Raw genomic sequence first — 14,395 nt, forward strand, 5'->3', positions numbered from 1 at the left:
CATCAATAAAAGTTCATGATGAATATTGTATACATGTAAAATTCAACTTGTATAAGCTTTGCTTGATGAACATATACTGCTCCTCCAGCAAAAAAAGGCTACCAGCTAGATGTAAAGTTCTACTAGTTGGTAGCCTTTCAAAATTTCTATTAAAGCAATACCGAATCCTTATCAGTATCCTGATTCCGTTTCTCTCGCTCTTCTTCTAAACGCTTCATATACACTTCGCCTTCTTTTTCGATAAACTCATTATCCATATCTTGCTCTTTTTTTGAAGTATATAAAACCATGTAGCCACTTAATACGATCCCGACGATTACAAGATACACCCACCATGGTAAAGTTTCCACTGTACTTCATTCCTTTCCTTAGACAAGCCTTATTAGTTTCACTGTATGAGGAAAGAAGTGGATTTATGCTTAAAATTTATTGTGGATTCTTCGCGAAGAACGCTTGTACATATTCCATAAACTCTATTGGTTCCTGGCGAAACGGTGCATGGTATCCTTTTTCAATGATATGGAACGTACTATTCGCAAATAGCTCGTGATACAGTTCACCATTTTTCCAAGAAACGCTCTTATCGTGTCGTCCCCATATAATTAAAGTCGGCACCTTAATTTTATCGGCTTCCATCGCAATGCGGCGCTCTCTCATTTTCGTCAGTTGATCATAATGCTCTTTATCATCGCGACTATTTTTCACTGCATTTTTATTATAATCTGTAATCTCTGTTACAGTTTGTAAGTCCGTTGATAGCGGCGGCACTTCATAGCTTTCTTTTTGCTGGAAAGACTCGATCCCTGTAGAATCCGCTAAAACGAGATGCGTTACTGCATCCGGATATAAATACGCTAAATTGAGAGACATCTCTCCGCCCATCGAATGACCAAGTACTGCGAATTGATCGTATCCGAGTTTCTTCATTAACTTATAATATAAATTCACTTGCGCAGGAAACGAATACTGAAAATCAACTGGCTTAGAAGAACGTCCAAATCCTAAAATATCAACCGCAATAATCGTATGGTCTCGTGCAAGTTCCGGATAAATATCACTAAACCCATCTGAAGAACCACCAAATCCGTGAAGCATAAGTAAAGGCGGCTTCCCCTCACCAATTTGCTTAAAATAAATCGTCTGTCCATCAATTTGTGCCATACTCTCTTTCGTATGCAGCTTCATCATAACAGTATCCTTCACTTCTCCAACCTTCGCAATCGGCTTATCAACGAAGTTACATACGATAAGTAAAACAAGCACAATACCGCTAATGAAATAAAACTTAAACCGTTTCAACATTCCCGTCTCCTTTCTCTTGTTGCTATTTAAAGTTTTTACATTTTTTGGTTATTTTATGATTATTTTTAATTGTAACTATAACAGTTACAATTATACTAAAAAAATATTACTCACTGCCATTGTTAAAGATTACTTTGTAACTATTATAGTTACATATAAAAAGTAAGTCAATTATTTTATTCAATATACTTATAAAGCGAAAATAAAAAAACAAGTATTTTTAGCTATCAGCCAAAAATACTTGCTCTCCTACTTATTACCTCTACTTTTACTCTTTAATAAATTCCTTTGTACTTCTCACTGTATCGATTGGACGAACTAATTTTTCGATTTCTTCACGTTTTGGCTCTAGGAATGGAGGTAATGATAACTTTTCGCCAAGTGTTTCGTATGGCTCATCTCCCATAAATCCTGGGCCGTCTGTTGCAAATTCAAATAAAATTTGTGGTGCAACTCTTGCGTATAATGACTCGAAGAAGTGACGGTCTACATAGCCAGATGAAGGAAGTCCAACGCTACCGATTCTCTCAATCCACTCTTCTAATACAGCGCGATTTTCTACGCGGAATGCAGCATGGTGCACTGTACCAAAACCTTGTCTTGCTTCTGGAAGAACTGTATTATGTTCTACAATGACAGAAGCACCATTTCCACCTTCGTTTACTTCAAATAAATAGAATTCTCCTTCTTGCGCAACCTCTTTAAATAATAGAACTTTTTCTAACACTTCTTTAAAGAAACTAAAGTTCGCGATTCGAATAAATACAGGTCCTAAACCAGTAATTGCATATTCTAATGGAACTGGCCCGTTTTGCCACGGTGTACCTGATTCGATCCCTTTATCTAATTCATCAGATATTAATTGATAGTGTTGATCATCGAAATCAACGAAAGAAAGAGTTTTCTTACCAAATTGCTCTTTAATGCCTGTATGCTCCACTTCAAGACGGTCAAAGCGTTTTACCCAATACTCTAATGCTGCATCAGTTGGAACACGGAATGAAGTTTTTGAAATTTCATTTGTACCGTGTACTCCTTTTGGAATACCTGGGAAGTCAAAGAATGTCATATCTGTTCCTGCACTACCTTTATCATCTGCAAAGAATAAATGATACGTTTGAATATCATCCTGGTTTACTGTTTTTTTAACTAAACGCATTCCTAAAACATGAGTGAAAAATTCATAGTTCTTTTCTGCACTACTTGTAATCGCTGTAACGTGGTGAATTCCTTTTAATTGGTTCATTTTATATTCCTCCAGTGGTTTTAAGTTTTATATTTTCTCTACTATTACTTCTCTTCAATAGGTGCTAAATTCGCTTCAATTTCTGCACGCTGTTCTTCTAGAAACGGTGGTAAATCCAGTTTTTCTCCTAAATGTTCCACATCTCCATCAACTGTAAATCCTGGTCCATCTGTCGCAATTTCAAATAGGATTCCGTTTGATTCGCGGAAATATAAGCTTTTAAAATAGAAACGGTCGATGATTCCTGAAGACTGGAAGCCCCTTTGTATCACCTGTTCTTCCCAATAAGCAAGCTCTGCATCATTTTTCACACGAATTGCTAGGTGGTGAATGCTACCGCGGCCCGGCTTTTCAGTAGGACCATCTAAATATTTCACAACGATTTCTCCAAAAGCTTCTCCTTTAATGGACTGAAAAATCGCTTCTTCGTCATTTCGGCTAAACTCTGTATAACCAAACATCTCTGTAAGTGTACTCGCCATTTTATCAAGTCTACGAACTGTCATTTCCACAGAACCCATTCCTTGGATTTGATGCTTTGCAGGAACTTCTGATTTCTCCCAAGTTTCCCAGTGCTCTACTTTTTCTCCGTTTGAAACGAGTAGTACGAGGCGAAGACCTTCAGCATCCTCAAATTGCAAAGCAGGACGATTTGCATATGTTGTCATTTCACTATGTTTCACATCAAATTCCTCAAATCGTGCTTTCCAGTAATGCAAGCTATCCTCTGAAGGAACAAGTAACCCAATTCGAGTAATCGCATTCGTACCACGGTATGTTTTTCCTACTAAAGGAATTTCGAAAAACGATAGCTCCGTACCTGGACTTCCGGTTTTATCTCCGTAAAATAAGTGATACATTGACGGATCATCTTGGTTTACTGTCATTTTCACACGACGTAAACCAAGTACATTTTTATAAAAGTGATTATTTTCATTTGCATTTTTCGTGACCATTGAAATGTGATGATGCCCTTTAATTTCATACATTGATAATTCCTCCGCTTCATTTTACTAGTCAAGTGATAATTAAAAAATAATATGCTTCTTAGCTTTTCAATTTATTCTCATTATATTTTTGTAAATTCATCTTAGTTTTTACTGAATAAGTTACTTCGTTTTTTAATCGAAAGCAAGTGAGTGTATGTTTTTCATATGACTCAATCGCTTTCGTTACTATCACTTTACATATCAAGTGATAAAAAAGCAAGTAATTCATCTCAAATTCGAGATATTTTTTTGTTAAATAACATTTAGGGTGTAAAATCATTAATTTCTGGATAGCGTCACTATCAAACTAAAGACTTATAGCTCCCCATGCCCATCAAGCTAACAAGAATACACTACCCCAAAACGATAAAAATGAACTTCGTTGCTATAAAAGATAATTTTTTGTTCCGAGGGAATTATAGAATTTTATATCTTTACAATTATTTATGGGGAGTTAATTCATTTTTTCAAGAATAAGTAATTTCTTAAATAAAAGGTCACGTACCTCTTCCTTATGATAATTAATTTTTGGTGATTGATAAGAAATTTAATGAATGATTAGTCGAATATGCTTTCGTAAATCTTAAATGTAGTTTTTGGATAATGTTTGGTCAAGTTGATACTAATACCCTCGATAAACGAAAGAAAATTAAGAGTATTCCGAGAAAAAGCAATTAAAAAACACTCTTAATTTATTTAATTGAGTTATCCTTTCATACAAAAATCTGATTATTCATGTAATTGGCATTCCATTAAAACGCTCATTTACAGAAGAACGTTATTCAAGTGAAGCCCTCTATAATTCAATTACAACACCTTGAAAGTTTCTGATACTATCCTGATCACACTTTTTATATTTAATGTTTTAAGGAAAAAAGCTATACTATAAGCGAAACTAAAAATCAGAAAGGAAATACCAGAACATGGAAAATTACTTGCTATTTATCCTTACAGCACTCCTTATTATAATGATGCCTGGTCCCGGTTTTGCTTTAGTTACAAAAAACACTATCTCTCATGGTAGAAATGGTGGGATAAAGACCGTCTTAGGAACGGTATCTGGAATGATGATTCATACAATAATGGCTACACTAGGACTCTCTGCTATCTTAATGAAATTTGCTATGCTATTTACATTAATAAAATATGCTGGGGCATTTTATTTAATTTATTTAGCTGTAAAGTCAATTAAAAGTGCCTTTTCTAAAAAAGAAGATATGTCAGGTTCAGTGGAAATAAACTCTAAGGATATTGGAACGGTTAAAAGTTTTAGACAAGGATTTACCACGGCAATCTTAAACCCAAAAACGGCTGTATTTTTCCTTAGTTTTCTACCCCAATTTATTGTGAGTAATCAAAGTCATTTCTTCCAATTTCTTTTGTTGGGATTCACATTTACGACTTTGACAGCAATATGGTATTTACTTTATATCTCTCTAATACGTCAATTAAGAACTTTTTTAAGAAAAGAAAAGGTGAACCGTACAATAGAGGGTATTACTGGCACAGTATTATTAGTATTTGGAGTTAGGCTATTTTTCCAAAAATAAATATGTAATAGAGAGAGTTTAAAACTTTCGGTTTTTCCAATAAATGAAGCAATATAAAAAGTATGGCTTTCAAACGGTAAAAAGTTAACAAACGGGTGCGTTTGTGGAGTAAGCTTCAATAAAATAACCAAACTTTTTATAAAAAAGTGAATCGATTATATTAAATAAGAACATGTTTTGATTAACATGTTCTTTATATTTGCCTCTATATCATGATGGTTGTTTTTTGGCCGCGATGGTATTATTACGGAAAACGATCCAATCGAACAAGAAAAACGTATTAAATACAATGATTTAATCACCAATTCTGTAATTTTTCAAAATGTAGTAGATATCACTATAATTTTATGGCAACTAAAAAAGAAGGTTATCGCTTTTCACGCCAAGATTTAGAAAGGCTAAGTCCTTATATGACTATGCATATAAAACGCTTTGGGGATTATGTAATTGATTTACAGAAAATCCCCCAACCAATAGAAGAAGCAATCCCTTTATAAACTCAATAGGTCAAAGTTGGAAAAAAGGAAGTCTATGACCTATTTTTACACGTATCTCGGCTGTACCCCATATTGATATAAAGGCGTTATCCTTTACTATGATTTCTCAGAAAGAATAACGCCTTTTTCTTTTTAGGGGGTATTTTGTCTAGTTAGCTTAATAGCGATGTGGTTCTACCCCTTATAAATGTTACAAAAATCTTTCAAATAGCTCTAACTTGCACAATGCTTCCCGTTAATATAATACGCTGATTCTGTGAAAACCGTAAATACAACCTCTACTTCTGGAAGCCCAAAATCCATTACATATGTAGTAATGGCCTTGGCAAATCGATCACGAATTTCCTGTCCACGCTCGAACCATTTCACTTCAATAAGAGGAAACGCTTCTATTTCTTCTCCATTGAATACAAACGTAGAACTTGGTAGTTCCAACGTAAAATTATCCGTACCACACTCACAAATCTCTGCGAGCTCTTCTACTAATGGCTTGCTTATGTGTTTTAATTGTTCAGTAGTAATTCCACGAAACACAACATGCGGCATGTGAATCCCTCCGTTAGCTAGTTTTATATTTGCTCACATCATAGCACAATTTATTTTGCTACACTAGAATCTATTGATACATTTCAATGACATTCTTAAGAATGATCCTATGTTATTGAAGCAATACAAGTATTGTAACTATTTAAAACATGTGAGAGCTCGGTAATTGGGTAAATAAAAAATGCCTTATCATTCCCCCTGTAAGGAGGCATGAGAGGATCTCTATTAGGAAAAGGATGGTGCGCTTATATATTTAAAAAAGAAAGGACACCCTAAAGTGCCTTCCTCCGACTTGATAACCACTTTAATTTTAATAACATTGAATATTATTTTACCACGTTAAGTAATGTTGGTCGTTGAGAAAGTCAAATACGTAGTGTTCATATATAGTGACCCCTAAGATCAAACAAGATTTAATACAGTTTTTTGGTTGATCCAAAAACAAACGAGAAATCTAAAACCGCGCCAGAATAGGAATGTATGAAAAAATGCATAGGTCCATAGAACGAAAAAAGGAGGTTCAGAAGCTGGCGTGAAAATTCAATTAGAGTATGAACTGATTTCTGGAGAATTTTTAGAAACAGCTGTAAGAGATGGAACAAGTAGCGATTGCCGTTATGGACAGGAACGTACGCAAACATTAGAGCCAGGGGAACTTTCTTTTCGTGATCTTGGCTATTTTTCTATTTATGATTTAGAAAAAATTGCGGATCGAAAAGCATTTTATGTGTCACGTATTCGCTGGAATACACAAGTCTATCAAAAAGAGAAAGGTGGAAAATGGAATCTTCTCGATTTAGAAAAATTGACGAAAGACCTACCTGAAGGACAAATACTAGAATTACCGGAAATCTATATAGGGCTTCACCAAAAACATAAAACACGCCTTGTCATATATCGTCTAACACAAACTGAGTGGGCGAAACGTTTGGAACATCACAAGAAAGCGAAAAAGAAGATGCCGAAATATGCAAGTCGTATCAACCTTCTTATTACGAACGTATCTAGTAAACACCTTCCACACAATGAAGTGTATGAACTGTATTCTTTACGGTGGCAAATTGAAATTATATTTAAAACATGGAAGTCTATTTTTAAAATTCATGAAGTGAAACCTGTGAAACTGGAACGATTTCAATGTCATTTATATGGGCAATTAATTGGTTTGTGTTTGGTAGCTAGCATTACATATCGAATGAGAAGGCTTATATGGGAGAAAAAACAAAAAGAGGTTAGTGAGTATAAGTGTACATATATCGTCAAAATTTACTTCTCTAGTATACACGACGTGCTTTTCACAACCTTTCAACATCCTGTATCAGTGCTAACCAGGCTCTTCCAGGATCTTGTCAAAAACGGACGAAAAGCACGAAGGTATAAGTGTCGTACACCGTTCGATATCCTTAGTATCACTCAAGAATGTACGAAAAGACTTCACAAAGCCGTATAAAAAATACGAAATCCAGAGAGTCTTATTTGAGTATGTCCAAAACGGCACTCTTCTACTCCCTATTGTAAAAAAATGAGTCCAATGCCAAAAGGCATCGGACTCATTTTTTTAAACTTGATGGCTATGGTCCTATTGGGCGGCTTTTTTTATGTTCGTTTAATTATGCTTGATATGCCATGCTATCTGGAAATTCCTCGTTCTTTCTAAGACATCGCACAATCCTAGTACACGCACAATTAAAATAATGTTCTCTCATATTTAATGAATCCACTGGAGCTTGCTCTAGGTCATAAAACATTCGTTCCTTTTTATTATAGTGCATCTTACCTATTTTAGCGGGTGATTCAGAAGGATAGTATTGATAAACAACTATCTCTTCATCCTCAAATTCTTTAGTCATTAATAAACATATTGCCATAAATAAGGGCCCCTTTATTTATATTGAATTTCATGTTTGAAGTTGTCTGAGAAAAATGATTTCCTGATTTCTAGTTTGAAGTTGTTGAAAATGACTAGTCTTCTTTTAAAAATTCAATGTTGATTCTATCAACTTCAATTTCAACATGCTTGTTAAAGTATTCACTGTGTTCCGGGAATATTTCATCTTCGTCTGTAATAATAGTCCCTGCATCAATAAACCCACGATTTAATATTCCACTAATACGATATTCGAAAGAATTATCAATTCTCTTTAAATTTTTCACTCCATCTATTCCTTCATTTATTTCAATACTATCAAAAACTGTAATGTCGAGAATAACAGGATAATTTTTTCCTTCTTCAATTTTATATGGACAAACAGTGGAGAATCCCGTAAACACTACACCGTTAATATTTATTGTAACCTCCTCTTCGATTAACTTATTGGTTTTTTCTACATACGCCATGTATTTCATATTTTTTCCTCCTATTATTAATCAGCAGGGTTTATAGATTAATAATCTACGTTTCAATAATACTCTTCTTGGCAGGGTAAAGATGTTACTGTAAATGAAGTCTATTAACCTAGTAACAGTATGAAAAAGAAACCAGCTCTTTATTTGAGCTAATTTTTTTATATCTTTGTTTGTTGCGCTATACTCCGTATGTCATTTCTTCCAAAAATTCTCCGCCATTTCTCAGGCATATTACTATCCTAGAAATCGCACAATTAAAATAATGATTTCTTGTTCCGATTGATTCTTCTGGAACAGGTTCTAAATCATAAAACATTTCCTCTTTTTTATGAAAATACATTTTCCCAACTTTTTCTGGTGATTCAGATGGATAATATTGATATACAACTATCTCTGCATCTTCAAATTCTTTATTCATTGTTATATGGATTCCCATAGTGTATCTCCTCCATTTTTATTCTGCATCTATATCAGATATCTTCCAAGGGCGACCGGATCTTAAAGTTGCATTATGTGCTGTTTTATAATCAGTTTTAAAAATCCCTTCAAATCGAGATTCGAATATTTCATGTCTAATTAACTCCATATCATTTGATAAAAAATCATGTTCTTTAAAAGATTCTTCTTCAATTATTTCCTTTTAACTATTTCATTTCATTTTTAATAAAAAAACAGCCTCACTAAGCGTATTAACACTTAATGAGGCCACTTTATTCACACTATTAATTATGGAACGTCGGTTTATAGAACGAACGATTATCAAGAGCAAAGACACGTTCAGTGTATTCGCCTGGTTTTGTGCGTCCTAATGCGCGGTCCATCATGTTCATTTTTGCATCTAAGTTATCGATGTAGTGCAGAATTTCTGCTTCTTTTACTAACGGTGGTTTTGGGCTACCCCATTCTGCTTTTCCGTGGTGAGAAAGGACGATGTGTTGAAGAATTAATACTTCTTCTGCATCGATTTGTAGCTCGTCTGCTGCTTTACCAATTTCGTTCACCATAATAGAAATGTGGCCTAATAAATTTCCTTCTAACGTGTATGTTGTAGAAATTGGGCCAGATAATTCGATTACTTTACCAAGGTCATGTAAAATAACGCCTGCATATAGTAAGTCTTTATCTAACGATGGGTATAAAGCCGCAATAGCTTTCGCTAAATCAAGCATCGATACAACGTGATAAGCTAGTCCCGATACGAACTCGTGATGGTTCTTTGTCGCTGCTGGATATTCTAAAAATTCGTTTTGATGCTTATTTAACAAATGTCTTGTTAGACGTTGAATGTTCGGGTTTCTCATTTCAAATATGTATTGCGTAATTTTTTCAACCATATCTTCTTTTTTCACTGGTGCTTTTTCTACGAAATCCGATATGTCCGTTACTTCATTTTCATTCGCAACACGGATTTGTTTCACACGTAATTGAATACGTCCTTTGTAGTTTAAAATATCACCAGCTACTTTAACGATTGTTTCTGCTACATATTGTTTCTCAACTTCTGGCGATACGTCCCATAGCTTCGCTTCAATATCTCCACTTGGATCTTGTAAGATTACTGTTAAAAATGGTTTCCCATTGCTTGCTAAACCTTTTGTCGCTGTTTTAATTAACAAGAAAACATCGACTTGTTCACCAACTTCATATTCTGCAATTTTCTTTTTCATTCGAATTCCTCCACCATATCAGTTACTTTTAGTATAGCACACTACAACTCATTTTCTTTACGCTTATGCGTTAATTTTATAATCTGTTTTTCTGTAAAATATGTTAGCAAATGTGCATGACATGTAAAGAAGATGACTTGTCTATCTTGCGCAATTTCCTTTATTAGTTCAATCGTACGATTCGTCCTTACCGCATCAAAATGCACGAAACTATCATCAATAATAAACGGATAATCATGCTCAAATGTTTTCGCTAATGCAAACCGTAACGATAAATATAACTGCTCTGCTGTCGCTTGGCTTAGTTCATGACTGTAAAAACGCATACCGTCGTTACGTTCCACAATAAAAGGTTCCGCCTCTGACGGTGAAAAGATTTTACTATATCGTCCGCCTGTTAAATAGACGAAATACTCTTCTGATTTTTGTAAAATACGAGGAAGGTGTACCTCATGATAATATTGCTTCGTTTTCGTTAACACTGTCTTTGCCGCCGCATAAGCAGCCCATTTCTTCACTTGTTCACGCACTTGCGCTTTTTTCATTTCCCATTCGTGCATTAAATCGCCGTACGTACTGCCTTCTTCTAAATTCGCAATTTCCATACGATGTTTCGCAATACGCTCTGTCAGTTCTTTTTCTTTTGCCAGACAGTTTTGCGCGGCCGTCATTTCTTGCTTTAATTTTTCATCATAACCGTCAGCTTCATAATGTTCAGCTAATGATAAACTCGTTAAACGCTGTTCTAATAGATCAATTTGTGGTAATAAACGCCCTACTTGTTTCTCAGCATCTTCACGTTTTTCCGCCAGTTTACCTGCCTCTAAAAACATCTCTTCATCTGTAGAATATGCGATATGCCATAATCCATCTCTTTCTACTAATAGTTGTTTCAATTGCTCTTGCGTGAACTCGTATTCTTCTTGCCATTCCGCTAATTTCTCTTTTAGCTGCTTACAAGTTTGGCGCTTCTCTTTCTCATTTTGCATACGACTTTGTGCCTCGTGCAGCTTACTATATTCTGCGCTACCGATAACAGTTTCTAGTTTATGTTCAAATTGCGAAATCATTTCATATAATGAAGATTTTCGCGCGCCTTGCTTCTCTAATTCGCGATATAATTGCTGCATTTTTTCCATACGCTCAAACGCCGGTAATATGTGCGCATACGTATAAAACTCAGGGAACGTATAGCGCATTTTATACACATTTACTTGTTCGCTAATGCGGAACGTTTCTCGCTCCCATTCCTCATACGATGAAACGACTTTATCATATGCGCGCTCCATTTGCTGTAACTTATATGACTCACGCTCAAATAATTTACGTATCTCTTCATCTTTTTCTAATTGATAACGAACTGACATTGCTTCTTCACTTTGTCTCCCGCCAGCACTTTGCTGAAGAGTAAGAAGCTCTTCTTGTAATCCACTTGACGGATCTTTATATAAAACGAGGGCAAGAACGATCCCTACAAAAATAATGACACTAATAAATAAGAGTAGGCGGTTGTCCATAAATAAGCTTGTGAATAAAACGACTGTGTTAATAAGAAGTAACAGAAGACAAACTCTTTGCCACTGTTTTTTCTTTTGCACTGCCGCTCCTGCCTTCTCTTCATACTTGCGCTTCATTCTCTCTGCGCCCATACCGATAAACGCCGCATCTTGGAATGACTTTTCTTTCTCAACTAGCGTATTTCGTTCTTCATCCGCTAACATTTGTTGCTTAACCTGTTTTATGTTTTCTTCTTGTTCTTCTAATTGCTCCTGCGCTACTTTAAAACGCTCATCCAGCTGTGTTTTTTGCGTTTCTAGTTCGCGCGCCTTTTGCACCGTTTGCGTAATTAACTCTTTCGTTGCCAAACTCATATCAAACGAAAGAACTGTTTCTTTTTCAAAAGTAGCACCGATTTGTTGCTCTAGTTCTGCCAGTTCTTCTTTTATATTCGTAATTGTTCCTGTCATATCACGCATTTCTTGGCGTGCATTTTCGTAAGACATATGCTGCATACGAAGTTCTTCTACATAACTTTCTTTTTGTAAAAACTCTTCATCTATTTGAATCGATTCCATTTCCGATTGCACATTCTCTATTTTTTTCTGGAGCGAATCAACTTGTAATTGGAGCGGCTCCATCTTCGCCTTAATCGCTTCATAGCGCGCCATCCCGTTTACAGGAAATTGTCCGCTCTCATTTTCTAACACTTTCTCATACGCACGCTTTTCAATAACGAGAGGCTCAAGCGCAGCTAATATTTCATAATCTTGCTTTCGCTTTTCTGCACTCTCTTTTTCCACGCGAACAAAAGCTAGCTTCTCTTCACTTTCTTTTAACTGCTCCACTTGCTTTTCATACGTGCCAATTTTCCCTTGCCACTCTTTCATCTTCTCTTCAAGCTTCTTCATCTCTTGCAGTGACACGTTAATTTCTGGTTTTCGCCCACTCGGCTTAAAACGCTGATCCATTTCTTTCTCTAGCTTTTTATCTAGCTGTAATAACGCATCGCTTCCGACTGCACTTGCCGAAAATAAATAATTTCCGATATCCGCTTCGCCTAGCTGATGAATATTTTGAAGACCGTGCATATCAAATGAAAAGACAGATTCAAATAAACTTTCATTCATCCCGCTTAATATATCGTTTAAAATTTCCTCGCCGCCCGTTTTCCCGTCTTCAAAATAAACGGTCACCTCGCCAGCTGCCGTCTTTGGCAATCGCTCAATTTTCAAACGGCCGTACTTCTCTGTTTGCACAGTCATCGCACCGCCATACTTGCCGCCTTCTTTCGGCTCATAACGGCGCTGTCCCCTCGTCGGAAAACCGAATAAAATACTTTTCATAAATGAGCGAATTGTCGATTTCCCCGCTTCATTTTCACCGTACAACACCGTCAGCAATGACAGATCCATTTCCACATTCTCTAATTTTCCGTACCCATAAATATGGAGTTTTTCAATTCTCATTTCTTATCCCTCTCTTGCTGGAATAATTGCTCTAAAATAATATTTTCTGCTTCTTTTTGAATCTCTTTCTTCTCTTCTTCTGTAAAAGATTCAATACTATTACGCGCTACAGGAGATGTCCAAATCGTGCGTAACACACCGTCCATATTAGTGAAAGCTTCTAGCTCTTTTAGCACACTACCGACGAAATGATTTTCTTCTTTCAAACGCTCGATTTCCGCAAAAGAAACCGTCTCATTTTTCCACTTCATCGCATATACGAAGTCTTTTCGCTCTTCGCCCGCTGCTAAAATATGAAAAATCTCTTCCACACGTTTTTCATCACGTAAATAAGGAGAAAGTGGGCCTTGTCCTGTAAATACGACAGTAAGTAGCGTCCCTTCCTCTTCTCTTCGGTATTCATTCATCGCACTCGATACGTTCGTCATAAGTTCATCAACAGTTTCAAGTCCATCAATATTCACTTCAATTTCATCCCATACAACATCTGCCGTATGGAAAAATGAACATTGCGATCCTTGTTTCGTAAGTTCAATCAGATATGCACCCTTCTCGCCCGTTTCCTTACGATGACGTCCTTGTATATTCCCTGGATAAATAATGTACGGCTCTTCTGATAAAATCTCACGTTTATGTATATGGCCAAGAGCCCAATAATCAAACTGCTTTTCTTTTAGCTCACGAATTTGAAACGGTGCATAGCGATTATGCTCTGCATCCCCTTCAACACTTCCGTGAAGCATGCCAATATGAAAAGGCGCATCACTCATTTTCGTATACTGCGCTGTCATATTATCCGTTACCGCTTGCTGCAAATAACTAAACCCGTAAATAGAAGCTAACAACTCACCATTTTTATAAAACGACTTCTCTTCTACATAAGGCTCCGTAAACACATGAACATTTTCCGGAAACTCAATTGCTGCCCAGCTTCCCCCTAAATGATCGTGGTTACCGTGAATAATAAAAACAGGGATATCGTACTCCGACAGTCTCTTCATTTGCTCGCGCACAAACACTTGCGCCCTCAAACTTCTCGTCTCCGCATCATACAAATCCCCGGCTAGTAATACGAAATCAACGCGCTCTTGAATCGCTTTATCAACAATACGTTCGAACGATTCAAACGTACTTTGTTTCATTCTTTCCCAAACAGACTGCGGTACATTCATTTCCATCCCTTTAAACGGACTATCCAAATGCAAATCAGCCGCATGTATAAACTTCACTTGTTTCACAAATAACGATCCTTTCTATATTTCAAAAGTTTCATTTTATCCGCATGA

12 protein-coding genes and 2 pseudogenes are annotated in these 14,395 nt (G+C 36.0%); 3 read left to right on the plus strand and 11 right to left on the minus strand.

The annotated features are described in order from the left end of the window. Positions 1-149: 149 nt before the first annotated feature. From QEP67_RS22610 to QEP67_RS22625, 4 genes are all read right to left on the minus strand, one after another. Entirely contained in the window at positions 150-350 is a 201-nt protein-coding gene (locus tag QEP67_RS22610; protein WP_000449224.1) for a sporulation YhaL family protein, read from the minus strand. Between the two features lie 76 nt (positions 351-426). Continuing rightward, the gene (locus QEP67_RS22615; protein WP_064449017.1) at positions 427-1,299 is read right to left on the minus strand and encodes an alpha/beta hydrolase; all 873 of its coding nucleotides are present in this window, start codon (positions 1,297-1,299) and stop codon (positions 427-429) included. A gap of 271 nt (positions 1,300-1,570) precedes the next feature. Next, positions 1,571-2,548, minus strand: a complete 978-nt coding sequence (locus QEP67_RS22620; RefSeq protein ID WP_016089023.1) for a ring-cleaving dioxygenase — start codon at positions 2,546-2,548, stop codon at positions 1,571-1,573. 44 nt (positions 2,549-2,592) lie between these two features. Beyond that, positions 2,593-3,537: a ring-cleaving dioxygenase gene (locus QEP67_RS22625; RefSeq protein ID WP_353706435.1), complete on the minus strand. Its 945-nt coding sequence runs from the start codon at positions 3,535-3,537 to the stop codon at positions 2,593-2,595. Positions 3,538-4,460: 923 nt separating this feature from the next. Between QEP67_RS22625 and QEP67_RS22630 the strand changes: the two genes are divergently transcribed. After that, positions 4,461-5,087: a LysE family translocator gene (locus QEP67_RS22630; protein WP_000432978.1), complete on the plus strand. Its 627-nt coding sequence runs from the start codon at positions 4,461-4,463 to the stop codon at positions 5,085-5,087. 216 nt (positions 5,088-5,303) lie between these two features. Further along, positions 5,304-5,584: pseudogene (locus QEP67_RS22635) on the plus strand (Tn3 family transposase); the annotation flags it as partial. Positions 5,585-5,797: 213 nt separating this feature from the next. Here QEP67_RS22635 and QEP67_RS22640 read toward each other — a convergent pair. Then, positions 5,798-6,130, minus strand: a complete 333-nt coding sequence (locus QEP67_RS22640) for a DUF1904 family protein (protein WP_001120954.1) — start codon at positions 6,128-6,130, stop codon at positions 5,798-5,800. Between the two features lie 514 nt (positions 6,131-6,644). On the opposite strand from QEP67_RS22640, the pseudogene QEP67_RS22645 reads away from it, so the two are divergent. After that, positions 6,645-7,580, plus strand: a pseudogene (locus QEP67_RS22645) (IS4 family transposase); the annotation flags it as partial. 160 nt (positions 7,581-7,740) lie between these two features. On the opposite strand, the gene QEP67_RS22650 reads toward QEP67_RS22645, so the two are convergent. From QEP67_RS22650 to QEP67_RS22675, 6 genes are all read right to left on the minus strand, one after another. Continuing rightward, positions 7,741-7,998, minus strand: coding sequence for a hypothetical protein (locus QEP67_RS22650; RefSeq protein ID WP_000952060.1), 258 nt, complete (start codon positions 7,996-7,998; stop codon positions 7,741-7,743). Positions 7,999-8,092: 94 nt separating this feature from the next. After that, positions 8,093-8,476 carry a hypothetical protein gene (locus tag QEP67_RS22655; protein ID WP_353706436.1) on the minus strand — a complete coding sequence of 128 codons (384 nt, stop codon included), beginning with the start codon at positions 8,474-8,476 and terminating at the stop codon, positions 8,093-8,095. A gap of 178 nt (positions 8,477-8,654) precedes the next feature. Beyond that, positions 8,655-8,912 (minus strand): hypothetical protein, encoded by a 258-nt coding sequence (locus tag QEP67_RS22660; protein ID WP_000511218.1) that lies wholly within the window; start codon positions 8,910-8,912, stop codon positions 8,655-8,657. Positions 8,913-9,198: 286 nt separating this feature from the next. Continuing rightward, the gene (gene yhaM / locus QEP67_RS22665; RefSeq protein ID WP_000726645.1) at positions 9,199-10,143 is read right to left on the minus strand and encodes a 3'-5' exoribonuclease YhaM; all 945 of its coding nucleotides are present in this window, start codon (positions 10,141-10,143) and stop codon (positions 9,199-9,201) included. A gap of 41 nt (positions 10,144-10,184) precedes the next feature. Continuing rightward, positions 10,185-13,109 carry an AAA family ATPase gene (locus QEP67_RS22670; protein WP_353706437.1) on the minus strand — a complete coding sequence of 975 codons (2,925 nt, stop codon included), beginning with the start codon at positions 13,107-13,109 and terminating at the stop codon, positions 10,185-10,187. Beyond that, on the minus strand, positions 13,106-14,347 hold the full coding sequence (locus tag QEP67_RS22675) for a DNA repair exonuclease (RefSeq protein ID WP_064473040.1): 1,242 nt from the start codon (positions 14,345-14,347) through the stop codon (positions 13,106-13,108). Before QEP67_RS22675 ends, QEP67_RS22670 begins: the two co-directional genes overlap by 4 nt. Positions 14,348-14,395 lie beyond the last annotated feature (48 nt).

This window comes from Bacillus cereus group sp. MS39, assembly GCF_040448665.1.
Lineage (GTDB): Bacteria > Bacillota > Bacilli > Bacillales > Bacillaceae_G > Bacillus_A > Bacillus_A wiedmannii.

Bases quoted from the DNA above. Each gene is read 5' to 3' on its own strand.
- QEP67_RS22620 (WP_016089023.1), bottom strand. From the start codon at position 2,548: ATGAACCAATTAAAAGGAATTCACCACGTTACAGCGATTACAAGTAGT.
- QEP67_RS22625 (WP_353706435.1), bottom strand. From the start codon at position 3,537: ATGTATGAAATTAAAGGGCATCATCACATTTCAATGGTCACGAAAAAT.
- QEP67_RS22630 (WP_000432978.1), top strand. From the start codon at position 4,461: ATGGAAAATTACTTGCTATTTATCCTTACAGCACTCCTTATTATAATG.
- QEP67_RS22640 (WP_001120954.1), bottom strand. From the start codon at position 6,130: ATGCCGCATGTTGTGTTTCGTGGAATTACTACTGAACAATTAAAACAC.
- QEP67_RS22650 (WP_000952060.1), bottom strand. From the start codon at position 7,998: ATGGCAATATGTTTATTAATGACTAAAGAATTTGAGGATGAAGAGATA.
- QEP67_RS22655 (WP_353706436.1), bottom strand. From the start codon at position 8,476: ATGAAATACATGGCGTATGTAGAAAAAACCAATAAGTTAATCGAAGAG.
- QEP67_RS22660 (WP_000511218.1), bottom strand. From the start codon at position 8,912: ATGGGAATCCATATAACAATGAATAAAGAATTTGAAGATGCAGAGATA.
- yhaM (WP_000726645.1), bottom strand. From the start codon at position 10,143: ATGAAAAAGAAAATTGCAGAATATGAAGTTGGTGAACAAGTCGATGTT.
- QEP67_RS22670 (WP_353706437.1), bottom strand. From the start codon at position 13,109: ATGAGAATTGAAAAACTCCATATTTATGGGTACGGAAAATTAGAGAAT.